This window comes from Staphylococcus sp. GDY8P45P, assembly GCF_017892745.1.
Lineage (GTDB): Bacteria > Bacillota > Bacilli > Staphylococcales > Staphylococcaceae > Staphylococcus > Staphylococcus cohnii.
On record NZ_JAESLS010000004.1, the window covers coordinates 453,003 to 477,623 of the forward strand.

The following is a 24,621-nucleotide window of genomic DNA, read 5'->3' on the forward strand; positions in this document are numbered from 1 at the left end:
AATGAAACTAATATGTTAATTACCATGTATTTTAGAAAAATAGAGCAATTAAATTTAGCTACTTTTAATTATTTATATAATACAAAACATACATATATATGATAAAGTATTATACTAGATATAGCGCATTAATTATATGTTTTTTGATAGTAATCATATAAAATTATATGGGATTTTACTAAGGAGTAAAAAATGAATTTAACTAAAACACACTATGAAGTGATTAAATTTGTGATTGTAGGCGGTATGAATACTTTAAATTATTACATTGTCTATCTTTGTTTATTGAAGTTATTAGAAGTGAATTATTTAGTTAGTCATATCAGTGGATTTATCATTAGTTTTGTCATTTCTTACTATTTAAATTGTTACTTTGTTTATAAAGTGACACCAACTTGGCGTAAATTCTTAAAGTTTCCATTAACTCAAGTTGTCAATATGGGCATGCAAACGTTATTATTGTATATTTTTGTACAATGGTTTGGTATATCATCTGTGATAGCACCTTTTGCAGGGCTTATCATTACAATACCTATAACATTTGTCCTTTCTAAATATATCCTAAGAGATTAGTAAAATTTTTAATAAACCCACATTTTAAATATATTTATTTTATGAGAGCAAGTTTCAGAATCAAAAATATGATTTGATTCAAACTTGGTCTCTTATTTTTGCTCAATTTTATAATTAATATTAGGATTGGCTAAAAAAATAATTAGTTTATTTATATTAAATAATTTTTGAATAAAAATCGTTGTAAATATGTTTGTGATGAGTCATAATAAGTATTCAATCATACTGAAGGTGGAAAGTAAGATGAGTCAAAAAGAAAAATTGGAAACAGCGCAAAAAGGTGCTTTTTTAAGTTTAATCGTCTACATCATATTATCGGTGACTAAATTTATCGTAGGGTATTTATATAATTCTGCAGCTGTAAAAGCAGATAGTTTAAATAATATGACGGATATTATTGTTTCTTTGGCAGTAATTATTGGTTTGAAAATTTCTATTAAACCTGCAGATCAAAACCATCCATATGGACATTTGAAATCTGAAAATATTTCATCATTACTCGTGTCATTCATTATAATGTTTGTTGGTATTCAAGTCATTATAGAGAATGTTCCTGAATTATTCACAAATGAACATCATACCCCTAATATTATAAATATTTATGTCAGTGTCATCAGTGGTTTGATTATGCTAGTTGTATTTTATATTAATCAAAGCATTGCTAATCGTACGAAAAGTAGTTCATTGAACTCCGCAGCTAAAGATAATTTGTCAGATGCGTTAGTGAGTTTAGGTACTGCAATTGGTTTAATTTTTACACAATTTGGATTTCCAGTAATTGATACGATATTAGCCATTATATTAGGCTTACTCATTATATATACTGGTTTTGGTATCTTTAAAGAATCAATTTTTACATTAAGTGACGGTTTTAATGAGCAAGAATTAGAAGCTTATAAAAATTATGTGTTAGAAATTGAAGATGTAATCGAAGTACAAAATATTAAAGGTCGTTACCACGGAAGTAGTGTTTTTGTAGATGTAACGATTGTAGTAAAATCAGATTTATCTTTGGAAGAAGCACATCACATCTGCGACAAAGTAGAACAACATATGCACAGCAAAGGCATTTCTTCAGTTTATGTACATCCTGAACCACAGTCAATACAATAAGTGCGATGTTGAGAAAGTATATGATTGTGATTATTATCATGGTTTTTATTTATATTAAACTAATAAACTACCAAATGATAACTTGAATTAAGGTATTTAATGAGTATTGATATACAAATATAATATGTTTCAGTTAAAATTTTATTAGCTTATTTTAGAGTAAAAAAGTCCGAGACATTTTTGTCTCGGACTTTTAAAATATAAAGCAAATCAGAAGATGGTTGAAGGGCATATATGTTTTAACTCCTTCAAACCATCTATGTGTAAATTTTATAATTTAAAGCGAAATAGGTTAGCATCATTTTTAATAAGTGATTTCTAGACTATTTTTAATCATACATTTTGGGTTAATGTATAAAATTAGTCTTACCACCAACCATTTGCAACACGGAATTCGATTGCTGCATCAATTGAGCCATAACGATCTTCAGCGTATTGAATCATACCTTTTGTTTGTTCAGTTACAGATCCAGTACCCCAAGCTTCTTTCGTTTGTCCTAAACCTCTATATCCTAATTCATTTACTGCATCTGGATTTCCACTTGATTCTGGCATTACAATGTTATCCCAAAGCGCTTTTGTACCACCAGCAGCAATAAATTCACTATACACGTCATTGTTTGCTTGAGTAGTTTCTGCAGCATCAGCTGTAGAAGTATTTGAAGTTAAACCAACACCAGCTGTAGCGATTGTTACTGATGCGAATGAAGCTAATAATAATTTTTTCATTTGAAAAATCCTCCTAATAATTGTTTGTTTTAAACAGTTTCAAATTGTATTTGTTAATTAGCATGGATGTTTTTAAAATATTTTTGTTTGTCTATCGTATTGCTCCGTTCATCAACGTTTACAACTATAACATCATTTTTTTATAGGTAGGTTACAGAAAAATGAAAATAAAAAGTCATTTATGAATAAATGAATACAATCATTTCAAAATCAAGTGTAAATTGTTATAATTTTAATGTATGGCATGAGAAATTATAGATAAAGTATTGTCGTAACAGGATTTATATCTGTGTATCACTGTAATATTTTTGTAAAAGTAGTGATAATATCATTTTATTCAATGGAAAGAAGGAATATTATGCCAAAACTAATTTTATGCAGACATGGTCAAAGTGTTTGGAATGCTGAAAATCTATTTACAGGTTGGGCTGATGTAGATTTATCAGAACAGGGAAGAACTGAGGCAGTGACGTCGGGAAAAAAATTAAAAGAACAGGGTATAGAGATAGATATCGTCTTTACATCTTTATTGCAACGCGCCATTAAAACTACGTTTCACTTATTAGATGAATCTCAACAGTTATTTATTCCAGTTATTAAATCTTGGCGCTTAAATGAGCGTCATTATGGTGGATTACAAGGTTTAAACAAAGATAAAGCTAGAGAAAAATTTGGTGAAGAACAAGTACATATATGGAGACGTTCATATGATATAGCACCACCTGCGCAAAGTGATGAACAAAGAAAAGATTACTTAAATGATAGAAAATATGAACATTTAGATAGAAGAGTTATGCCTGAATCAGAAAGTTTGAAAGATACTTTAATTAGGGTGATTCCTTATTGGAACGACCAAATCTCACAACAGTTATTAGATGGAAAAACTGTGCTTGTTTCTGCGCATGGTAATTCATTGCGTGCATTAATTAAGTATATAGAAGATGTATCAGATGAAGATATTGTAGGATATGAAATCAAAACAGGGGCACCTTTAATATATGATTTAACGGATGATTTAAAAGTGATAGATAAATATTACTTATAATACTTTTATAACTGTACAAAAAATGAAATGACGTAGTAAAGTAATAAATAACTTAAATAAAATGATGGCTGATTCTGAAATATATAAATGTATATTTTCAGGAATCAGGCCACATCTTAGAAGTGATATGACAAAACCAAAGATAAAAAACATTTGGTTTTGAAGTATTACTTCTATTTTTATTTATTGCGCTTATGTTGTTGGATAATTTTGCGTGCACGCTTGCGTGTTTTGATATTAGGACTATTTAAATTACGGCGTGCTGTTTGTAAATCTAATTTCATGGTGATGACCTCCTTTATCTATAGATATTATGTAAGAAAAAACTTGGAATGTAAATAGTAATTATTACGATTTGTAACATTTTTTAAATCTTACAAAATAAAAGTTTAAAATATAACTAATATTTTAAGTATTTTTAATGATAAATTAAACTAAAATATGTATAATGCAGAAATGCGACTAAAAAGAGTTGATAAATTATAGAATACAGGAGTACAAAAATGGATCAAAAGACGAAAATTATAATGATTTTGATGATGTTGTGTGGTGGGTTTTTTGGATTATTAAATGAAACCTTATTAACAACAGCATTACCAAGCATAATGAAAGATTTTAAAATAGATTACACACAAGTACAATGGCTTACTACAGCCTTTTTATTGACTAATGGTGTAATTATTCCATTGTCAGCAATGATAATTCAAAGATATTCAACAAGAAAAGTATTTTTAACTGCAATATTTATCTTTTTTATAGGGACTTTAATCGCAGGATTTAGTCCAAACTTTTCTGTTTTATTAAGTGCACGAATTGTTCAAGCACTTGGTTCTGGTATTATGATGCCACTGATGATGACAACAATATTAGATATATTTGAACCTCATGAAAGAGGTAAATATATGGGGACATTTGGTTTGGTTATTGGTTTAGCACCGGCAATTGGACCGACACTATCAGGTTATTTAGTAGAGTATTTAGATTGGCGTTCATTATTCCATGTGGTTGCGCCAATTGCTGCACTTACTTTTATAGGTGCGCTTAAATTCGTCAAGAATGTCGGTACTAATCGAAAGACACGTATTGATATTTTATCAATTATCTTATCCGTGTTCGGTTTTGGTGGTTTGCTTTATGGTACAAGTTCAATTTCCCGTGATGGTTGGAACGATCCAATCGTATTGACTACTGTTATAGGTGGCATTATTTTAGTTGCGGCTTTTATTTTCCGTCAAACACGTTTAGAAAATCCACTCCTTGATTTTTCAGTGTTCAAAGATAGTCAATTTGCTGTAGGTATTATCATAATGGCTTTTACTATGATTTCAATGATTGGTTCTGAAACAGTGTTACCAATGTTTGTACAGAATATTATGAATGACTCAGCACTCCAATCAGGATTAATTTTATTACCTGGAGCTATCGTAATGGGGATTATGTCAGTGATTTCAGGTTTACTCTATGAGAAATATGGCGCTAAAATATTAGCATTTATTGGAATGTTTATTGTAGTTGTAACAACTTCTTATTTTGTAATCATGGATGAACATACCTCACCAGCGATATTAGCAACAGTATATGCCATTCGTATGATTGGTATCGCACTTGGTTTGATGCCATTAATGACACATACAATGAATCAGCTAGCACCGGAAATGAATGCACACGGTTCTTCGATGACAAACACTATACAACAAATATCTGCATCTATTGGTACAGCAGGTTTGATCACAATTATGAGTCAAGTTGCCAAGAATTACACACCAAATATGTCTGATTTTAAAGATATGAGTCAAAAACAAATGACAGCAGAAATTCAGCATCAAGCATTGCTAAGTGGATATCATGGTGCTTTTTGGTTTGCAGTCATCATATCTATTATCAGTTTAGTAAGTGTATTTATGTTGAAAAGCAAAAAACAACTTAAATTAGAGGAAGAAAATGCTAAATAATTAAAATTGAACATCATGTTAAGTCATGCGAAATTTTCTTGTAAAAGATATTAATATTATGATACTTTGATATCAATATAATAATAATGAATGGAGCGTATGTATTATAGAACACTCGATGCATTTAAATAACGAACCTTTTCAATTAATGAAAAACGAAGTAAAGACTATTGAAGTTAGATTGAATGATGAAAAAAGACAAGAAATTAAAAGTGGCGATTATATTGTATTCAAAAATATAAAGACTGAAGAAACATTAAAAGTGCAAGTTAAGGAAATTGTAGTGTTTTCATCGTTTCAGTCACTGATGAATCAATATACTAATGAAGAAATTGGCGCGAAAACAGACGATCAACTTTCTCAAAAATTAGCAGCTATATATCAAATTTATTCACAAACTGATGAACTTAATTACGGTGCATTAGCAATCAAAGTGGCACTAATATGATGAAAATGAAATTAATTGATTTATAGTTAGGATAAAGTTGTAGCATTGATGAAAATTTAATTTGCATACGGTAAATATGACACTTTCGTTAAATTCATTTATTAATGAATTTTTCGGAAGTGTTTTTATATAAATATAAAAATAATGTTATAGTTCTAGTACATCAAAGATTTTCGTTGTAAGATAAGAGTTATGGTTGAATAATATTAGATATGATAAGTAATATTAGGAGTGTAAATATGAAAAAATTAATGATGATGGTGTTCATTTCTATAATCATTATAGCTGGGTGTAGTAGTGGGAAATATGCTGATGAGATTGACAAAGCAGTGAATCAACAGAAAAAACAACAAAAGCTTTTAGCTGATAAGCAAAAGGGTGATGTGGAATCTAAGTTTGATAAAAAGAATGCGAATATCTATGTTTATGACAAAGGCAAATATGTGACTATTGCTTATAAACCATTAAAAGATGATGATGAAGTTCATTTTTATACATATAAAATAACTGATGATAAGGCACATTACTTAAAAAACTTTAATTCAAAATCATATTCACATGCTCATGATGCGGATTATAAAGAAGAAAATATGAACCTAGAAGAATAAAACAAGATAAGAAGGTGTGTTTTTAACAAATGAAGAAACGTTGGATAAGTTTGTTATTAATGGCAGTATTAATTTTTGTTTCCGCTTGTTCGAATGACAATCAAAATGTACATCAAGATGACAAATATGGAAAAGATGGCAAGATTAAAATTATTGAATACGGTGATTTTAAGTGCCCATATTGTAAAAAAGTAGAAGAAAATATTATGCCTAAATTAAAAAAAGAATATATTGATACGAAAAAAGTAGATTATCAGTTTGTTAATATGGCATTTTTAGGAAAGGATTCGATTATAGGTTCAAGGGCAGGTCATGCAGTAAAACAATATGCCCCTAAACAATATTTAAATTTCCAAAAATTAATGTTTAAGCAACAGCCGAAATCAGAGGAAAATTGGATCACCGAACAACTCGTTGATCAACAAATAAACCAATTGGAAATTTCAAATGATAAAAAAGAAAAGATAAAAACAAGCTATAAAACTAAAGAAAGTAAATCGTGGAAAGCAGCCGAACAAGATCATAAACAATATAAAGAAAACCATATTGAAACAGCGCCCACAGTTTTTATAGCAGGAAAAAAAGTAGAAGATCCATATAAATATAAGAATTATAAAAAAATACTTGAAGAAAGTTAACTTTCAAGGCATAGAGACAAAGTATAATATCATAAGCTCGTCACTGAATTTCTGAAAAAACAGTGACGGGCTTTTTTAGTTAATAAAAAAAGGATATCTTAACTCCTTAAATCGAAATAATTACGAAAAACCTGAAATAAGTATTGCGTATTTCAAAAAGTACGGTTATAATTTTAAATCGTAATCATTACTATTTAAGGAGGAGTAAGAATGAAAAAATCAATATACATACTGTCATTTGTCATTGTATTAGCGTTAATCGTTATTGGTTGTAGTGCTACAAAGTCAAACGAATCAAAAGGTAACGACAAGATAAAAATTAATACGACTGTATTTCCATTAAAATCGTTTGCCAATCAAATAGGCGGAAAGTATGTTTCAGTTAAATCTATTTATCCTAGTGGTGCAGATTTACATACATATGAACCAACACAAAAAGATATAATGAATGCGAGTAAAGCAGATATGTTCCTGTATACAGGTGACGATTTAGATCCTATTGCTAAAAAAGTGGCAGCAACAATTAAAAAGGATAATAAAAAGGTATCATTAGGAGATGAAATTGATAAAAGCGAATTATTAACTGATCAGCACGACGAAGAACATGAGGAACATGAACATCATCATGGACATCATCACGGAGGTTATGACCCTCATGTATGGTTAGACCCTAAATTTAACCAAGTATTTGCAAAAGAGATTAAAGATAAATTAATAAAGCAAGATCCTAAACACAAATCTTATTATGAAAAGAATTATAAAAAATTGAAAGAAGATTTGATGTCAATAGATCAAAAAATGAAAAACATTACTGAAGATAAGCAAGGCAATACCGTATATATATCACATGAATCTATTGGTTATCTTTCAGAAAGATATGGATTTGTCCAAAAAGGTATACAAAATATGAATGCTGAAGATCCGTCCCAAAAAGCATTAGCAAAAATTGTGAAAGAAATTAATGATTCAGGGGCCAAATTCATTTTGTATGAAGCAAATGTTTCTAATAAAGTCACTGATACGATTCGTAAAGAAACAAAAGCAAAACCGTTGAAGTTTAATAATATGGAGTCGTTATCAAAAGAACAAGCACAAGATAAAACATTGACATATCAATCCCTAATGGAAAAAAATATAAAACATCTTGATATGGCATTAAATGACAATATTAAAACAGATGATGAAAAAACGCATAACAAGCATGAAAAGGCAATCGCTGATGGCTATTTTAAAGATAATCAAGTGAAAGATAGAAAATTAACTGATTATCAAGGACATTGGCAATCAGTTTATCCATTTTTAAAAGATGGTACTTTAGATGACGTCATGAAACACAAAGCAAACGAAGATAATCAAATGACTGAAAAAGAATATAAAGATTATTATCAAAAAGGATATCAGACAAATATTAGTAATATTAATATTACACAGGATACGATTACTTTTAAAAAGGATGACAAAACATTAAAAGGTCAATACAAATACGATGGTAAAGATATCTTGAAATATGAAAAAGGTAATAGAGGCGTCAGATATTCATTTAAATTAGTAGGTGGAAATAAAGAGTTACCAAAATATGTACAATTTAGCGATCATAATATAGCACCTAAAAAAGCAGAACATTTCCATATATTTATGGGAGATAATAAACAAAAAGTATTGAAAGAATTAGATCATTGGCCAACATATTATCCAAAAGATTTAACTAAAGAACAAATAAAAAAAGAAATGTTGGCACATTAAAAGTTGAATCCATGTATTGTTTTAAATGATATAAATATTTTACATCGAAATGAGTAAAATTTTGTTTTACGGGAATATTTTTCATAGAAACACAAATATGAGCTTTTTCATTGATATATAAAATATACCTGATATAATAAATGTATCAATAGAAAGTTACAAATTTGGAGGTATGAATTTTTATGACAAAGTTTAATTTTGATCCAGCACATTCAGTAGTAGAATTTTCAGTTAAACACCTAGTGATTTCAAATATAAGAGGTAGATTTAATGACTTCGAAGCATCACTTGAAGGTGATTTAAATGATTTAAGCACAATTAAAGGTGGATTAACAATCAAAGCAGATTCAATTGACACTCGAGTTGGTGATCGTGATAACCACTTAAGAAGTGCTGATTTCTTAGATGTTGAAAACTATCCTGAAATTAAATTTGATGTAACAAAAGTAGATGGAAAATCAGTTACTGGTAATTTAACAATTAAAGATGTAACAGAAGAAGAAACTTTTGAATTATCATATGAAGGTCAAAGTAAGAACCCATTAAATGGTGCTACAACAGCAGGTTTCATTGCTAATGGTACAATTAACCGTGAAAAATATGGTGTTACGTTTAACCAACCACTTGAAACTGGTGGCGTAATGATTGGTAAGGATATAAACTTCCAAGTAAGCCTTGAATTTGCGTTAGAAGATTAATAATAAAAGCTATAAAAAAGGTCCAAGACATATAATTGTCTTGGGCCTTTTTCTAGTTATTTAAAATTTAAAATATTTTTATGTGGGTATATAGTATTAAAAAGGGGGATTACAGTGGCAACAATGTTACCCAAAATAGGTCGTCCAGCAACGAATGCATTAGCATCGATTGGCATAAATTCTTTAGAACAATTATCAAAATATGAACGAACTACGATACTAGATACTCATGGCGTAGGACCTAAAGCGATAGGTATATTAGAGAATGCGTTGACAGAAGCAGGTCTATCATTTAAAAATGAAACAGCTTCAGAATTTCCATTTGAAATGGTTGGAGATTTAGGGTGTGATAATGCGCCCAAACGACGAATCATGTTAGATTTTCTAATAGGATCTGCATTAGCTGATAAAAACAAGTTATCACAAACAGTTGTGTCAAATTTTAAATGGCAAGTGCCCGGTGCTTTTGAATTGAACAGTTTAGATGAATTTTATAATGAAATTGAAGCACATAAAGTAGACATTAAAAGAATAGAAGTGACGCATAATTTAACACATGGAAAGTTTGGTGCAATGCATGGCACTCAGTTAAATAGTGATGGCACAGAAGTTTACTTCGCGGATTTTATTGAGTTTGAAAGCAATCGTAAAAATGCCAAAATTAAAACAGTTACATCTTATGTAATTATGAATGATGAATAAAAAGGAGCGTTTTAAGTGAGTATAAAAGTGAATGAAAACAAAATTATATTTAAAAGAGATTTTGAAGCAACTGTAGAAGAAATATTTAAAGCATATACTGAACAATCTTTATTTGAAAAATGGTTCCACCCTCAAGGCGCAACAACTGAAGTGTTCGAATTTAATATTGTGACTGGAGGTCAAGCGTTTTTTGCAATATATACTGACCAAGGTACGAGTTATACATTAACAAAGTATAATGAAGTAAAAGCACCTTATTTGATTGATTATAACGATTACTTTACTGATAAAGAAGGTAATATTGATAAAAATATGGCAAGTATGCGTAATGTGATTCAATTAGAACAAATAGATGAAGCCTCAACGCGTATTATTTCTACTGCGGAACTGCCAGATCCTAAATCAGCACAACAACTACTTGATATGGGTGTAGAAGCGGGTATGAATAGCACATTTGATAATTTAGAAACGCTTTTAAAGAACAAAAAGTCATAGATATGTAAGAATTGAAACACTTGCACACTTTAGCTTTTAGTTATAATAAAAGTGAAGAGAGGTGAGTGTATTGAATAAACGCTATATTAAAGTATTAAGTTTATATACGATAAGTACGCTTGTACCAGCTATGATCTTAAATGAAAAATGTTTGAGTAGCAGTATATTTAAATGGTTATTACGTACTTTAACGGGCTATGGTATTTTTGCATATGGCCTACACATTTTAACAAAATTCAAAAAACAACAGTGAGCAGTGCGCTTAAGCTATCAGAATCGATGTTCAAATAAAAGCGTTAATCCACTATGAACTGCGCCTAAATATTTGGAGTAAAATAAAGACACTTTCGTTGAATTCATTTTAAAAAGAATTTATACGAAAGTGTTTTTTTATGTAAAATAGACGTATAACCTATTAAATTTGAATAAAAAACAATATAATTAATCTATAATTTTGTGATCCAAACATTTTAAAGGGAAGGGTGTCGATGTTGATAGAGAATAATAAAGCCATAAAAGATACATATATGTCAGATGAAACAATTAAAAACATTAATAATCAAGTTCAAATGAAGGATGTCATGTTTAACCAAACACCCGGACGTTATGCATTAAAATCAATCATGTCTGGATTTTTATTAGCCATTGTGACTGTTTTTATGCTTGCAATAAAAACACAATTTGTTGGTGCAAATGAAGGACTAATTAACTTATTAGGTGCCATTTCATTCAGTTTGGCCTTGGTATTGATCGTATTGACACATTCAGAATTATTAACGAGTAATTTTATGTATTTGACAGTTGGATGGTACTATAAGCTAATTGGCATGAATAAGGCTTTGATCATCATGTTAGTATGTTTCTTTTTTAATATTATTGGAGGATTTATTTTATTTGGTTTAATGAAATTTACTCCTATAATGACAACGGAAATGGTGACCAGTTTAACAACGCTTGTAAATGGTAAGACCATAGATTCGACATGGTATGCAGTATTAGTAAAAGCCATTTTCTGTAATTTTTTTATAAACATTGGTATTTACGTATCAATTCAATTTAAAGATGGTTTATCTAAAGCTTTTTTCATTGCATGTGGTGTTATTGTCTTTGTATTTATGGGCTATGAACACGTAGTATTTAATGCAGGTTTATATGCTGGTATGGTCTTTTATAATTTTGATGCTGTCGTGTGGGTGCATGTATTAAAAAATATTGTCTTTGCTTTTATAGGTAACTATATTGGTGGAGGTATATTTGTAGGATTAGTTTATGCTTATTTAAACGGCAAACGTGATAGTTTGCGAAACTAATATTAAGATAAAGTAAAAGACAATTCGGTTTCTACTATGAAATCAAATTGTCTTTTATTTTTATATATAAAACAAAAAAATTGACTCATTTATCAAGAAACCATATTGTATTACTGTAAATTAATCTTTTAAATTTAATCAAATAATGCTATAAAAGATACGCTGAGGAGTGACAAAATGTCTGATTATAATATTAGAATCGCTGAAATAGATGATGCTGAAGCATTGCAAAAATTAATGTATGAAGCCTTTACACCTTTAAGAGAATTAGGTATTGATTGGCCATCCGTCAACGCTAGTGTTGAAATGGTCGAAAAGAATTTACAAACTGGTACGACTTTTGTCTTGGAAAATAACGCAGAAATCATTTCGACAATAACTGTACGTTATCCATGGGAGACGCAACGACGCATTTCTATTTACCCATTTGTATGGTGGTTTGCTACGAAACCATCATATGATGGACAAGGATTGGGTGGCAAGTTATTAAAATATGTTGAAGAAACATATCTTAGAGACACACTTAAGGTACCTGCCGTTACGCTAGGTACATCTGCGCGTAAGCATCCATGGCTATTAGATATATACAAAAGAAGAGGTTATGAAGTATACGCAGAACATGAAAGTAACGATGGTGATTTAGGTGTTATTATGAGAAAAGTATTAATTCCAGAACGTTTTGATGAAGAAGTATTAGGACAACCACCATTTTAATTGATTATATATAAAATAGGGAATTCCTTTAGGTTATATCTAAGGGAATTCCCTATTTTTATAGTTTTATGTGAAAATATTCACAAAAACTAATGGAAATATATTACAATGCAAGGGTAAAGGGAGGGCGTCATTATGGGAGAAAATGTTCTCGTTGTACATGGTATGAGACGAGGTGTTCAGAATAAAGCTTTGAAATATTTTATATCTCAACTTTTTAAAAATAGTAATATCAACTATCAAATCGCATTTTTAGAAAGTGATACGAACGATTTCTATAACGTGATTTCGACTTTAGTAAAGCAAGGTAAATTTGAATTTAATATTGTACCGTTATTATTATTTTCAGCAAAACATTATTTAAAAGATATCCCAGAAATCTTACAGCATATTAAAGAAATGTTTCCACATATGAGATACCGTATTACACCACCACTAAGTACGCATCCTCATTTAATTAACATTATTGACGAAAAAATTAATGCGGCAATGTTCAATAGACCATCAATAAATAAAGTGATTTTTATTGCACATGGTAGTGAAAACTATGAACAACCTATTGTTCAACTTAAGCAACTAATTCAGCAATGTAATATTGTAAATAAATCAATTGATATGTTGACGCTATATGGTGAATATAATTATCAAAAAATATTGCCTAAGATATTAGAAGAAACACAGAACATATTGATTGTTCCTATCTTTTTATATGATGGTTATTTAGTTAATAAAATGAAAAGTAAAATTTCAAAAATGCGTATGGCGAATCATATTGAATATACTGAATCATTAAATTTTCATCCAATATTAGAAATGATAATCAAGGATCAAATTACACAATTGGAGGTGTATCGCAATGTATCCAGTCCAACTTAATTTAGCGAATAAACATCTTGTAATTATAGGTGGAGGTAAGGTTGCCTATCGAAAATTCCAACAGTTAAAGACTGAATCAATAGCTTCATTAACTATCGTAAGTCAGACATTTTTGCCAGAGTTTTTTCAAGCCAAACAATCAAATTTGAAATTAATAACAAAATGTTATGACCGAAATGATATTGAAAAGGCAGATATTATTATTATTGCTACGAATGACCCACATGTTAATAACCAAATAAAAAAGGATTCACGACCAACACAGCTTGTTAATCACACAGGAGATAAAACACAATCAGATTTTTATAATATGCCTGAAATTCAATATAAAAATATAAATATTTTATTCAGGTCAGATGGCAATGATTATAACAAAGTTAAAAAAATATCTCATGCAGTGGAAAATTTTTTGATAGAGGTATATAAGGAGGATTATCATGTCTAAAAAAAGGTTAGTTATGATTGGAAATGGAATGGCAGGTCTACGAACGATAGAAGAAATATTAGAAAGAGATACTGAACGTTATGAATTTACGATTATCGGTAAGGAACCTTATCCTAATTACAATAGAATTATGCTTTCGAATATTTTACAGAAAAAAATGACTGTTGATGAAACGATTATGAATAGTTATGAATGGTATGAGTCATATGGTATTAAGCTTATTGTAAATGATCCTGTCGTATCAGTGAATCGTGAGAACAATGAAATTGTAACAGAAAAAGGAAAGCATCTTAACTATGATATTTGTATTTTTGCAACAGGTTCAAGTGCATTTGTGTTACCAATACCGGGAGCTCAATTTAATAGTGTAATAGGTTGGAGAACAATAGAAGATACTGAACGCATGATTGAGATTGCACAGACTAAAAAACATGCCATCGTTATAGGTGGTGGATTATTAGGTTTAGAATGTGCACGTGGACTGATGGATCAAGGTATGGACGTAACTGTAATTCACCTTGCAAAATGGTTGATGGAAATGCAGTTAGATAAAAAAGCTGGTGAATTGCTTAAAGCAGATTTAGAAAAACAAGGTATGCACTTTAGGATGCAAGCACGTACTGAAGAAATCTTAGGTGAACAAGATGTAACAGGCATCAAATTGTCAGACGGTTCGATTTTAAAAGCAGACTTAGTGGTTATGGCTGTAGGTATTCGTCCATACACGCAAGTGGCACAAGCATCTGGACTTGAAGTCAATAAGGGGATCGTTGTAAATGATTTTATGCAGACAAGTGATAAGCATGTTTATGCAGTAGGAGAATGTGCTGAACATAAAGGGAAAACTTATGGGTTAGTAGCACCATTGTATGAACAAGGCAAAGTACTTGCAGATTATTTAACTGATAATCCTACTGAAGGATACCAAGGTTCTACTACATTTACGTCATTAAAAGTTTCGGGATGCGATTTATATAGTGCTGGTCTGATACATGAGAGTGATGAAGTAAAAGGTGTCGCAATCTTTGATAGCATGCATAAACATTATAAAAAAGTATTTCTTAAAGAAGGTCATATCGTTGGTGCGGTGTTATATGGGGATATAGAAGAAGGTTCTAGATTTTTTAATATGATGAAGAAAAAAGAAACCATACAAGACTACACGATCGCATCATTGCTGCACAAAGGTGGAGAATCAAGTGGTTTTGATGTCGCAGAAATGGCTGATGACGAAACTATTTGTGGCTGTAATGGTGTAAATAAAGGCACTATTGTTGAAGCGATAAAGCAAAATGGTTTAACGCGTATTGACGAAGTGACACAACTAACAAAAGCTGGTAATTCTTGTGGGAAATGTAAGGGACAAATAGGGCAAATCCTTGAACATACACTGGGTGATGATTTTATTGCAGCTAAACCTACAGGCATATGTGCATGTACAGATTTAACACGAGATCAAATTGTAACTCAAATTAGAGCGAAATCACTTAAAACTTCTAAAGAAGTTCGTCATGTTCTAAACTTTAAGGATAAAAATGGTTGTCCTAAATGTCGTCCTGCCATTAATTATTATCTTAATATGATTTATCCGTTCGAACATATTGATGAAATTGAATCAAGATTTGCGAATGAACGTTATCATGCTAATATCCAAAATGATGGCACCTTCTCTGTCATTCCTCAAATGAGAGGTGGCGTAACTGATGCAGAGCAACTTATAAAACTAGGTGAAGTAGCTAAAAAATATAACGTACCACTAGTCAAAGTGACTGGTTCACAACGTATTGGACTTTATGGCATTGAGAAAGAATTATTGCCACAAATCTGGTCAGAATTGGGTATGCGTTCAGCATCAGCATATGGTAAAAAGACTCGATCCGTGAAGAGTTGTGTTGGTAAAGCTTTTTGTAGATTTGGAACACAAAATACGACAAGATTAGGTATCCGTTTAGAAGAAACATTTGAATATATTGATACACCACACAAGTTTAAGATGGGAGTTTCAGGATGTCCTAGAAGCTGTGTCGAATCAGGTGTTAAAGATTTTGGTGTTATTGGAGTAGAAAATGGATATCAAATTTATATTGGTGGTAACGGCGGTACAGAAGTTACAATTGGACAATATTTAACAACTGTAGAAACTGAAGCGGAAGTATTAAAACTTTGTGGCGCATTGATGCAATATTATAGAGAAACAGGTAACTATGCAGAACGTACTGCACCATGGTTAAATCGATTAGGATTTGAACATGTGAGTAGTATTTTGTTAGATAAAGCAAAACAAGATGTACTTTATGCACGAATTTTAGAAGCTAAATGCGCAGTGGAAAAAGAGCCATGGTCTGAGATTGTAAATAGTAAAAAAGAACAAAAAATATTTGAAGTGGAGAAGGTGTAAAATATGAGCGCTAAAAATAGGATTAAAGTAACGTCAATAGACACACTTACACCATTAGTCGGTAAAAAAATTAAATTACACAATAAAGAAATTGGTATTTTTTTAACGGAAGAAGGTAGTATTCATGCCATTCAAAATCGATGTCCTCACAAAGATGGTCCACTTTCAGAAGGGACAATGAGTGGTGATTATGTTTTTTGTCCATTACATGATCAAAAAATAGACTTGAATAGTGGTTTAGTACAAGCGCCAGATGAAGGTTGCGTTGAGGTGTTCAGAACAGAGGTACAGGATGGGGATGTGTATGTATGGGTTTGAATAAGGTTGGAAAAGTATACCTTATCGGTGCGGGTCCCGGCAATCCGGAATTATTAACGAGAAAAGCTGAACGTTTAATTCGAAAAGCAGATGTTATATTATATGATCGCCTTGTGAATCCATTTATCATTCAGATGGTTAGTCCAGGTGTAGAAATAATTGATGTTGGAAAAAAACCTTACCATAAACATATTCAACAAGAGTAAATCAATAAATTGCTTGTTGATGCAGCTTATTCACATCACTGCGTTGTACGGTTGAAGGGCGGAGATCCAGCTATTTTTGGAAGAACACATGAAGAAGTCTCAGCGCTAAATAAACAGAACATTGAGTGCGAAATCGTACCAGGTATTACTTCTGCTAGTGCAGCTGTTGCAAGCATGAAACAAGGGCTTACCGCTCGTCAGATTGCGACACATGTTACTTATACGACAGGACATTTTTGTAAAATGCATACTGATAAAGTAGAATTGGACAAATTATTATCAGGAGGCACATTAGCCATTTATATGGGTATTAGAAATTTAAAAACGATTATGCATGAAATATATCAACAAACCAAGAAAGATTATCCAGTTGTAGTGATATATAATGTATCTACTTATAAAGAGAAATTAATCCAAGGTACAGTAACTACGATTGACCAATTGATTGAAACGCAAAGTTGTTCGTTTATGCCAGGTGTCGTTTTGGTAGGAGATTTAATGGCTGAATTACCTTGTGTAACTAGTTTAAGTCAGGCTCAAACTAAAAGCTATTTGATTACTGGTGAACATCAATCAGCTTTAGAAAAGGCATTATCGCTCTATAGTGAAGGTCATTTTTGTTTGATTGATGTTATAGATACATCTATGTATCATAAAACACAGATTGAATTTATGAACGATATTAAAGGACAATATTTATTTGATGAACATATTAAATTAATGTAATAATTTAATTTGCTGTACTAGAAAGTTTTTTCTTAATATGATTCAGAATCATTGATATCTTGACTATATAATGAGACTCGAACCATGATTTTAAGCAGCACGCCAATACCTTTAAAATTTTAATATTTTTATAAATAAAAGAACTAATCCGTTAAATATTTTTAATGGATTAGTTCTTTTTTGTATTAACAAAGATCTACCATAAACTGTGGGATATTACATATTTAAAATGAATTTTAGAAATAATTAGGGCTTTTTGATATTCAATTAGGTAAATCCCTAATATATAGAAAGTTTTAATAAACGTACAATTTAAGTAAGAAATGAAAAGTAATTACGACAAAGATGTTCATAGAATATATTTCTTATTTGTAATGATGTTGAGAGGATGTATAAAATGAAGAAATTTGGTATGAAATTTTTTAAACCAACTGAAAAATTCAATGGTAATTGGTCAGTGCTTGAAAGTAAAAGTAGAGAATGGGAAAAGATGTATCGCGAACGTTGGAGTCATGACAAAGTAGTGAGAACAACACATGGTGTTAACTGTACAGGGTCTTGTTCATGGAAAGTGTTTGTTAAAAATGGAGTGATTACTTGGGAAAATCAACAAATTGATTATCCAAGTTGTGGCCCAGATATGCCTGAATTTGAGCCGAGAGGTTGTCCGCGTGGTGCGTCATTTTCTTGGTATGAATACAGTCCCTTGAGAATTCGATATCCATATATTCGTGGTAAGTTATGGGAACTATGGATAGATGCATTAGAAAAACATGATGACAATACTGTTGCAGCATGGGCATCTATAGTAGAAGACGAAGAAAAAGCTAAGATATACAAACAGGCTCGAGGAAAGGGTGGGCTTGTAAGAACGAACTGGAAAGATGTTTCCAAACTAATTTCGGCTCAAATTATATATACGATTAAAAAATTTGGTCCCGATAGAATAGCAGGATTCACACCAATTCCTGCTATGTCTATGCTGAGTTATGCTTCTGGTGCCCGTTTCATTAGCTTATTGGGAGGAGAAATGCTCAGTTTCTATGATTGGTACGCAGATTTACCACCAGCATCTCCGCAGATTTGGGGAGAACAAACAGACGTACCAGAATCAAGTGATTGGTATAATGCTTCATACATTATGATGTGGGGATCTAACGTGCCATTAACTAGAACACCAGATGCTCATTTTATGACAGAAGTACGTTATAAAGGTACGAAAGTCATTTCTGTTGCGCCTGATTATGCAGAAAATGTAAAGTTTGCAGATCATTGGTTGGCACCACATCCTGGGACAGATGCAGCAGTTGCGCAAGCAATGACACATGTGATTTTGCAAGAATATTATGTGAATCAGCCTAACGCTTATTTTATCAACTATTCTAAACAATATACAGATATGCCATTCATCATTATGTTAGATGAGGATGCTAATGGTTTGAAAGCAGGTCGCTTTTTAAGAGCAGAAGATTTAGGGGTAGATACACCAAATGGTGACTGGAAACCTGTTATTTTCGATAAAATACAACAACATTTAACCGTCCCTAATGGGACAATGGGTCAACGCTGGGAAGAAGGTAAACAATGGAATCTTAAACTAGAAGATGAACAAGGATTTAAAGTTGATCCAGCGCTAAGCCTTGCAGAAGATGAATATGAAATCAAACAAATTCAATTTCCTTATTTCAATAATGAAGGGAATGGCGTTTTTGAAAGACCTATTGCTGCTAAGAAAATTGAATTAGCTAACGGTGAACAAAAATATGTTGCGACTGTGTATGATTTGATGACGAGTCAATATGGTATACGACGTTTTGAACATAAATTAGAAGCACAAGGATACAACGATGCGTCCTCGTATTATACACCTGCTTGGCAAGAAAAAGTGACAAGTGTGAATGCCAATGTGGTGGTACAAGTTGCCAGAGAATTTGCACAGAATGCTATCGATACACAAGGTAAATCAATGATTATTATGGGTGCAGGCATAAATCATTGGTTTAATTCAGATACGATATATCGCGCTATTTTGAATCTTGTATTACTCTGCGGATGCCAAGGTGTTAATGGTGGTGGTTGGGCGCACTACGTAGGTCAAGAGAAATGTAGACCAATTGAAGGATGGAATACCATAGCTTTTGCTAAAGATTGGCAAGGACCACCACGCTTACAAAATGGTACAAGCTGGTTTTATTTTGCTACGGATCAATGGAAATATGAAGAATCAAACGTAGATAGTATTAAGTCACCTTTAGCAGAAAATATCAAGCATCAACATCCTGCAGATTATAACGTATTAGCAGCCAAATTAGGTTGGCTACCATCTTATCCACAATTTGATAAAAATAGTTTGTTATTTGGAGAAGAAGCTAAAGATGATGGCGCATTTAATAACGATGAAATTCTAAAACGAGCAATAGCATCTGTAAAATCAAGAGAAACTAAATTTGCAATTGAAGACCCAGACGCTAAGGAGAATCATCCAAAAACTTTGTTTTTATGGCGCTCTAATTTAATTTCAAGCTCAGCAAAAGGGCAAGAATATTTTATGAAACATTTACTAGGTGCTAAATCTGGTTTGATGGCCGAAGCAAATGAAGATACAAAACCAGAAGAAATCAAATGGAGAGATGATACAGAAGGCAAACTAGATTTACTCGTATCATTGGATTTCAGAATGACTTCTACTCCGTTATATTCGGATATTATCTTGCCTGCAGCAACTTGGTATGAAAAACACGATTTATCTTCGACAGATATGCATCCTTTTGTACATCCGTTTAATCCAGCCATTGATCCTTTATGGGAGTCTCGTTCAGATTGGGATATCTTTAAAACGTTAAGTAAAACCTTATCCGAAACTGCTAAAACACATTTAAACGGCCTCTATAAAGATATTGTAACCACACCGCTAGCACATGATACTTCACAAGAAATCTCTAATGTGAATGGTCAAGTGAAAGATTGGACTAAAAATGAAATAGAGGCAATTCCCGGAAAGACTATGCCAGGATTTGCTGTGGTTGATAGGGATTATACAAAAATCTACGACAAGTTTGTTACGGTAGGACCTTTATTAGAAAAAGCTAAGATAGGTGCACATGGTGTGAGCTATACTGTGGCAGAGCAATATGAAGAACTTAAAAGCATGGTAGGTACGTGGCATGATGAAGATGAACATTCAATTAGAAATGAGCTTCCTAGAATAGATACCGCAAGACGTGCTGCAGATGTCGTATTAAGTCTATCTTCAGCTACAAATGGTAAATTATCACAAAAATCTTATGCAGATTTGGAACGACAAACAGGAATGAAACTTAAAGATATTTCTAGTGAACGTGCATCTGAAAAAATAACATTTTTAAATATTACCGCACAACCGAGGGAAGTTATTCCAACAGCAGTTTTTCCTGGTTCTAATAAAAATGGTCAAAGGTATTCTCCGTTTACTACGAATATAGAACGTTTAGTGCCTTTTAGAACACTAACTGGGAGACAAAGTTATTATATTGATCATGAAATTTTTCAGCAATTTGGTGAAAATCTACCAGTTTATAAGCCGACTTTACCGCCGATGGTTTTTGGTTCACGTGATAAGAAAGTGCAGTTAGACGAAAGTACGCTTGTCTTACGGTACTTAACGCCACACGGTAAATGGAATATCCACTCTACTTATCAAGATAATCAACATATGTTGACATTATTCAGAGGTGGTCCGACGGTATGGATTTCATCTGAGGATGCAGCAGCACATGATATTCAAGATAATGAATGGCTAGAAGTTTATAACCGTAATGGTGTAGTTACAGCTAGAGCTGTAGTATCACATCGTATGCCTAGGGGAACGATGTTTATGTATCATGCTCAGGATAAGCACATTGAGACACCTGGATCTCAACTGACAGACACACGTGGTGGTTCTCATAATGCACCTACACGCATTCATTTGAAACCAACACAACTTGTTGGAGGTTATGCTCAGATCAGTTATCACTTTAATTATTATGGACCAATAGGAAATCAAAGAGATGTTTATGTCGCAGTGAGAAAACTGAAGGAGGTTGACTGGCTTGAAGATTAAAGCACAAGTTGCAATGGTATTGAATTTAGATAAATGTATAGGATGTCATACGTGTAGTGTGACTTGTAAAAGTACCTGGACAAACCGTCCAGGTGCAGAATATATGTGGTTTAATAATGTTGAAACAAAACCAGGCATTGGTTATCCAAAAAGATGGGAGGACCAAGAACATTACAAAGGTGGCTGGTTTTTAAACAAAAAAGGTAAATTAGAACTAAAGTCTGGTAGTAAATGGTCAAAAATTGCTCTTGGTAAAATTTTCTATAATCCAGATATGCCTGTAATTAAAGATTATTATGAACCATGGACGTATAATTATGAACACTTAACTCAGGCTAAAGCAGGAAATCATTTACCAGTAGCAAAAGCACATTCCATTATTTCTGGTGATAAATTAGATTTAAAGTGGGGGCCAAATTGGGAAGATGATTTGGCAGGTGGTCATGTTACAGGGCCTGAAGACCCAAATATTCAACGTATTGAAGAGGACATTAAGTTTAAATTCGATCAAACTTTTATGATGTATTTACCAAGATTATGTGAGCATTGTTTGAATCCAAGCTGTGTTGCTTCGTGTCCCTCTGGAGCGATGTATAAACGAGACGAAGATGGCATTGTGTTAGTTGACCAAGAAGCGTGCAGAGGTTGGAGGTACTGCATGACAGGTTGTCCATACAAAAAAGTATATTTTAATTGGAAGACAAATAAAGCAGAGAAATGTACTTTTTGTTTCCCAAGAATTGAAGCGGGATTACCGACAGTATGTTCAGAAACATGTACTGGACGTATGAGATATTTGGGTGTTCTGTTATATGACGCGGATAGAGTTGAAGAAGCTGCTACAGCTGAAAACGAACAAGATTTATATGAAAAACAGTTAGATTTATTTTTAAATCCATATGATGAAAGTGTCATTGAACAAGCACAAAAAGATGGTGTTTCTATGGAATGGATAGAAGCAGCTCAAAATTCACCTATATATAAATTAGCCATTGAATATAAACTTGCATTTCCGTTACATCCAGAATATCGTACAATGCCTATGGTATGGTATTGCCCACCTCTGAGTCCAATCATGAGTTATTTCGAAGGTAAAACCGCTATAGATGCTAATAGAAATCCAGATATGATATTCCCTGCAATAGAAGAAATGCGTTTGCCAATACAGTATTTAGCTAGCTTATTTACTGCTGGAAAGACAGAACCGGTCAAAGCAGCATTGCAAAAAATGGCTATGATGCGAAGTTATATGAGGGCTCAAGTGACAAATAAACCTTTTGATGAAGATAAATTAGCGAGATTGGGTCTGACTGAACGTCAAACAAAAGATATGTATCGTTTATTAGCAATTGCAAAACATGAAGACAGATTTGTTATTCCAACTTCGCATAAGGAAGCGTATATGGATACGTATCGTGCACAAGGTAGTCAAGGCTACGGTGGAGAGTATTTTGGTGCAAATTGTGAAGGATGTGGAGTTCCAGTAGGAACGACCTCTGAAAAGTCAGTGCAAGCAATATACAATGATAATTTCTATGGAGGGATATTCCGTGATTAACATAGAACAGTTTAAATCATTTCAAGAAACACTGGGATATTTTGCGCAACAATTGGAATTCCCAAAAAAGATGACTTTGCATCCTAATACTTTTGAAAGCATCATTCATAATCAACACCCAGCTTATAAGGATCTTATGACATATCGTCAGCAGGTACATGAGTATACATTTTTAGAATTTCAACAATTATATTCTAATACATTTGATTTTAATAAAAATGCCCCCTTGTATATGACTTATAACAAATTTGATACACAAAAAGAACGAGGACAATTATTAGCGAAATTGAAAGTTTTATATGAAATGTTTGGACTTAAAATGGCAGACAATGAACTATCTGATTTTTTACCATTGATGCTAGAGTTTTTATATGTTGCACAATGGCAAAATGATCCAAGAGCAAAAGGAAACATTGAATTTGTCATCATGATTATTGAAGACGGTACTTATGCTATGGCAAATCATTTAGCAGAACGAAATAGTCCTTATTATTATTTAATTAAAGCGTTAAGAGAAACATTAAAAGTATGTATTGAGCCAACAAATGAGGTGAAAGCGAATGTTTAACCAATTTTTATGGGTCATATTCCCTTATTTATGTGTTGTTATATTTTTCCTAGGACATATTGCGAGATTTAAATTTGATAAATTTTCATGGACTGCAAAATCAAGTGAATTCATAGAGAAAAAAAGATTACAATGGGGAAGTTTAATGTTTCACCTGGGAATTATTCCAGTAGCAATGGGACATTTTGTTGGTTTAGTCATACCTGCTTCTTGGTTACGAACGTTTGGTGTTAATGACCACTTATATCACATTGGTGCAGTGTATATTGGTAGCATATTTGGTATAATAACATTGATAGGTATGCTGTTGTTAACCACACGACGCATTACACAGAAAAACATTAGAAAACTAAGCTCAGCCTCAGATATTATTGTTAATTTTTTATTGTTAATCATTGTTTGCGTGGGGTGTTATGCGACTTTAGTGACCAATGCAGTAACACCAGATTTTGATTATCGGACATCAATATCTATTTGGTTTAGAGATTTATTTGTCTTTTCACCTGATGCAACATTAATGGCTAATGTACCTATAACATTTAAAATTCACGTGTTGTTAGGCTTTACCATTATGGCATTGTGGCCATTTACGCGACTGGTTCACGTGTGGAGCGTACCGTTAACATATGTGAGTAGAAGTTATATCATTTATCGTAAACATAAGGTGTGAAAGGAGG

General features: G+C 32.0%; 24 protein-coding genes and 1 pseudogene. 23 read left to right on the forward strand and 2 right to left on the reverse strand.

What is annotated here, in order from left to right; all coding sequences use genetic code 11:
* Positions 1-192 precede the first annotated feature (192 nt).
* Together KA873_RS02340 and KA873_RS02345 are read left to right on the forward strand one after the other, a co-directional pair.
* Positions 193-573: a GtrA family protein gene (locus tag KA873_RS02340; RefSeq protein WP_107504931.1), complete on the forward strand. Its 381-nt coding sequence runs from the start codon at positions 193-195 to the stop codon at positions 571-573.
* A 243-nt stretch (positions 574-816) separates the two neighbouring features.
* A complete protein-coding gene (locus tag KA873_RS02345) occupies positions 817-1,686 on the forward strand; it encodes a cation diffusion facilitator family transporter (RefSeq protein WP_107385373.1) in 870 nt (289 codons plus the stop codon).
* Positions 1,687-2,052: 366 nt separating this feature from the next.
* Here the strand turns inward: KA873_RS02345 and KA873_RS02350 are convergent, their stop codons facing one another.
* Positions 2,053-2,415, reverse strand: coding sequence for an aggregation-promoting factor C-terminal-like domain-containing protein (locus KA873_RS02350; RefSeq protein WP_107505352.1), 363 nt, complete (start codon positions 2,413-2,415; stop codon positions 2,053-2,055).
* A 358-nt stretch (positions 2,416-2,773) separates the two neighbouring features.
* On the opposite strand from KA873_RS02350, the gene KA873_RS02355 reads away from it, so the two are divergent.
* A complete protein-coding gene (locus KA873_RS02355; RefSeq protein ID WP_107384365.1) occupies positions 2,774-3,460 on the forward strand; it encodes a 2,3-diphosphoglycerate-dependent phosphoglycerate mutase in 687 nt (228 codons plus the stop codon).
* A 179-nt stretch (positions 3,461-3,639) separates the two neighbouring features.
* On the opposite strand, the gene KA873_RS02360 is transcribed toward KA873_RS02355, so the two are convergent.
* Complete coding sequence (locus KA873_RS02360) at positions 3,640-3,744, reverse strand: putative metal homeostasis protein (RefSeq protein WP_017722768.1); 105 nt, start codon at positions 3,742-3,744, stop codon at positions 3,640-3,642.
* Positions 3,745-3,963: 219 nt separating this feature from the next.
* Here KA873_RS02360 and KA873_RS02365 point away from each other — a divergent pair, with 219 nt between their 5' ends.
* The 20 genes and pseudogenes from KA873_RS02365 (at position 3,964) to narI (ending at position 24,614) form a co-directional block, all read left to right on the forward strand.
* On the forward strand, positions 3,964-5,412 hold the full coding sequence (locus KA873_RS02365) for an MDR family MFS transporter (protein WP_107384364.1): 1,449 nt from the start codon (positions 3,964-3,966) through the stop codon (positions 5,410-5,412).
* A gap of 118 nt (positions 5,413-5,530) precedes the next feature.
* Positions 5,531-5,860: an ASCH domain-containing protein gene (locus tag KA873_RS02370; RefSeq protein WP_107384363.1), complete on the forward strand. Its 330-nt coding sequence runs from the start codon at positions 5,531-5,533 to the stop codon at positions 5,858-5,860.
* 239 nt (positions 5,861-6,099) lie between these two features.
* Positions 6,100-6,468: a cystatin-like fold lipoprotein gene (locus KA873_RS02375; RefSeq protein ID WP_107384362.1), complete on the forward strand. Its 369-nt coding sequence runs from the start codon at positions 6,100-6,102 to the stop codon at positions 6,466-6,468.
* Between the two features lie 29 nt (positions 6,469-6,497).
* The gene (locus KA873_RS02380; RefSeq protein WP_107384361.1) at positions 6,498-7,106 is read left to right on the forward strand and encodes a DsbA family protein; all 609 of its coding nucleotides are present in this window, start codon (positions 6,498-6,500) and stop codon (positions 7,104-7,106) included.
* Positions 7,107-7,316: 210 nt separating this feature from the next.
* Entirely contained in the window at positions 7,317-8,849 is a 1,533-nt protein-coding gene (gene adcA / locus KA873_RS02385) for a zinc ABC transporter substrate-binding lipoprotein AdcA (RefSeq protein ID WP_107505377.1), read from the forward strand.
* Between the two features lie 182 nt (positions 8,850-9,031).
* Positions 9,032-9,547, forward strand: coding sequence for a YceI family protein (locus KA873_RS02390; RefSeq protein WP_107384359.1), 516 nt, complete (start codon positions 9,032-9,034; stop codon positions 9,545-9,547).
* A gap of 123 nt (positions 9,548-9,670) precedes the next feature.
* Positions 9,671-10,249 carry a helix-hairpin-helix domain-containing protein gene (locus tag KA873_RS02395; RefSeq protein WP_213014036.1) on the forward strand — a complete coding sequence of 193 codons (579 nt, stop codon included), beginning with the start codon at positions 9,671-9,673 and terminating at the stop codon, positions 10,247-10,249.
* A gap of 15 nt (positions 10,250-10,264) precedes the next feature.
* Positions 10,265-10,744, forward strand: coding sequence for an SRPBCC family protein (locus tag KA873_RS02400; RefSeq protein WP_107505376.1), 480 nt, complete (start codon positions 10,265-10,267; stop codon positions 10,742-10,744).
* 70 nt (positions 10,745-10,814) lie between these two features.
* Positions 10,815-10,997: a hypothetical protein gene (locus KA873_RS02405; protein WP_107384356.1), complete on the forward strand. Its 183-nt coding sequence runs from the start codon at positions 10,815-10,817 to the stop codon at positions 10,995-10,997.
* Between the two features lie 235 nt (positions 10,998-11,232).
* The gene (locus KA873_RS02410) at positions 11,233-12,054 is read left to right on the forward strand and encodes a formate/nitrite transporter family protein (RefSeq protein WP_394859582.1); all 822 of its coding nucleotides are present in this window, start codon (positions 11,233-11,235) and stop codon (positions 12,052-12,054) included.
* A gap of 177 nt (positions 12,055-12,231) precedes the next feature.
* On the forward strand, positions 12,232-12,768 hold the full coding sequence (locus tag KA873_RS02415) for a GNAT family N-acetyltransferase (protein WP_107384355.1): 537 nt from the start codon (positions 12,232-12,234) through the stop codon (positions 12,766-12,768).
* Between the two features lie 135 nt (positions 12,769-12,903).
* Positions 12,904-13,644 (forward strand): sirohydrochlorin chelatase, encoded by a 741-nt coding sequence (locus KA873_RS02420; protein ID WP_107386395.1) that lies wholly within the window; start codon positions 12,904-12,906, stop codon positions 13,642-13,644.
* Positions 13,625-14,089, forward strand: coding sequence for a precorrin-2 dehydrogenase/sirohydrochlorin ferrochelatase family protein (locus tag KA873_RS02425; protein ID WP_107384353.1), 465 nt, complete (start codon positions 13,625-13,627; stop codon positions 14,087-14,089). The genes KA873_RS02420 and KA873_RS02425 overlap by 20 nt, the downstream gene beginning before the upstream one ends.
* The gene (gene nirB / locus KA873_RS02430; protein ID WP_119517675.1) at positions 14,082-16,487 is read left to right on the forward strand and encodes a nitrite reductase large subunit NirB; all 2,406 of its coding nucleotides are present in this window, start codon (positions 14,082-14,084) and stop codon (positions 16,485-16,487) included. The genes KA873_RS02425 and nirB overlap by 8 nt, the downstream gene beginning before the upstream one ends.
* 3 nt (positions 16,488-16,490) lie before the next feature.
* On the forward strand, positions 16,491-16,805 hold the full coding sequence (gene nirD, locus KA873_RS02435) for a nitrite reductase small subunit NirD (RefSeq protein ID WP_107384351.1): 315 nt from the start codon (positions 16,491-16,493) through the stop codon (positions 16,803-16,805).
* Positions 16,796-17,737: pseudogene (gene cobA / locus KA873_RS02440) on the forward strand (uroporphyrinogen-III C-methyltransferase). The gene nirD and the pseudogene cobA overlap by 10 nt, the downstream one beginning before the upstream one ends.
* Positions 17,738-18,134: 397 nt before the next feature.
* Complete coding sequence (locus tag KA873_RS02445) at positions 18,135-21,818, forward strand: nitrate reductase subunit alpha (RefSeq protein WP_107505067.1); 3,684 nt, start codon at positions 18,135-18,137, stop codon at positions 21,816-21,818.
* Positions 21,808-23,376, forward strand: coding sequence for a nitrate reductase subunit beta (gene narH / locus KA873_RS02450; protein WP_107505066.1), 1,569 nt, complete (start codon positions 21,808-21,810; stop codon positions 23,374-23,376). The genes KA873_RS02445 and narH overlap by 11 nt, the downstream gene beginning before the upstream one ends.
* Positions 23,369-23,944, forward strand: a complete 576-nt coding sequence (narJ, locus tag KA873_RS02455; protein ID WP_107505065.1) for a nitrate reductase molybdenum cofactor assembly chaperone — start codon at positions 23,369-23,371, stop codon at positions 23,942-23,944. The genes narH and narJ overlap by 8 nt, the downstream gene beginning before the upstream one ends.
* Complete coding sequence (narI, locus tag KA873_RS02460; protein ID WP_107505064.1) at positions 23,937-24,614, forward strand: respiratory nitrate reductase subunit gamma; 678 nt, start codon at positions 23,937-23,939, stop codon at positions 24,612-24,614. Before narJ ends, narI begins: the two co-directional genes overlap by 8 nt.
* Positions 24,615-24,621 lie beyond the last annotated feature (7 nt).

Excerpts from the sequence above, each read along its gene's own strand:
- KA873_RS02410 (WP_394859582.1), top strand. The coding sequence starts at position 11,233 with ATGTTGATAGAGAATAATAAAGCCATAAAAGATACATATATGTCAGAT.
- KA873_RS02380 (WP_107384361.1), top strand. The coding sequence starts at position 6,498 with ATGAAGAAACGTTGGATAAGTTTGTTATTAATGGCAGTATTAATTTTT.
- KA873_RS02370 (WP_107384363.1), top strand. The coding sequence starts at position 5,531 with ATGCATTTAAATAACGAACCTTTTCAATTAATGAAAAACGAAGTAAAG.
- KA873_RS02345 (WP_107385373.1), top strand. The coding sequence starts at position 817 with ATGAGTCAAAAAGAAAAATTGGAAACAGCGCAAAAAGGTGCTTTTTTA.
- KA873_RS02375 (WP_107384362.1), top strand. The coding sequence starts at position 6,100 with ATGAAAAAATTAATGATGATGGTGTTCATTTCTATAATCATTATAGCT.
- narI (WP_107505064.1), top strand. The coding sequence starts at position 23,937 with ATGTTTAACCAATTTTTATGGGTCATATTCCCTTATTTATGTGTTGTT.
- KA873_RS02420 (WP_107386395.1), top strand. The coding sequence starts at position 12,904 with ATGGGAGAAAATGTTCTCGTTGTACATGGTATGAGACGAGGTGTTCAG.
- KA873_RS02425 (WP_107384353.1), top strand. The coding sequence starts at position 13,625 with ATGTATCCAGTCCAACTTAATTTAGCGAATAAACATCTTGTAATTATA.
- KA873_RS02445 (WP_107505067.1), top strand. The coding sequence starts at position 18,135 with ATGAAGAAATTTGGTATGAAATTTTTTAAACCAACTGAAAAATTCAAT.
- KA873_RS02415 (WP_107384355.1), top strand. The coding sequence starts at position 12,232 with ATGTCTGATTATAATATTAGAATCGCTGAAATAGATGATGCTGAAGCA.
- nirD (WP_107384351.1), top strand. The coding sequence starts at position 16,491 with ATGAGCGCTAAAAATAGGATTAAAGTAACGTCAATAGACACACTTACA.
- KA873_RS02350 (WP_107505352.1), bottom strand. The coding sequence starts at position 2,415 with ATGAAAAAATTATTATTAGCTTCATTCGCATCAGTAACAATCGCTACA.
- KA873_RS02340 (WP_107504931.1), top strand. The coding sequence starts at position 193 with ATGAATTTAACTAAAACACACTATGAAGTGATTAAATTTGTGATTGTA.
- KA873_RS02365 (WP_107384364.1), top strand. The coding sequence starts at position 3,964 with ATGGATCAAAAGACGAAAATTATAATGATTTTGATGATGTTGTGTGGT.
- KA873_RS02355 (WP_107384365.1), top strand. The coding sequence starts at position 2,774 with ATGCCAAAACTAATTTTATGCAGACATGGTCAAAGTGTTTGGAATGCT.
- KA873_RS02390 (WP_107384359.1), top strand. The coding sequence starts at position 9,032 with ATGACAAAGTTTAATTTTGATCCAGCACATTCAGTAGTAGAATTTTCA.
- adcA (WP_107505377.1), top strand. The coding sequence starts at position 7,317 with ATGAAAAAATCAATATACATACTGTCATTTGTCATTGTATTAGCGTTA.
- nirB (WP_119517675.1), top strand. The coding sequence starts at position 14,082 with ATGTCTAAAAAAAGGTTAGTTATGATTGGAAATGGAATGGCAGGTCTA.
- KA873_RS02360 (WP_017722768.1), bottom strand. The coding sequence starts at position 3,744 with ATGAAATTAGATTTACAAACAGCACGCCGTAATTTAAATAGTCCTAAT.
- KA873_RS02395 (WP_213014036.1), top strand. The coding sequence starts at position 9,671 with ATGTTACCCAAAATAGGTCGTCCAGCAACGAATGCATTAGCATCGATT.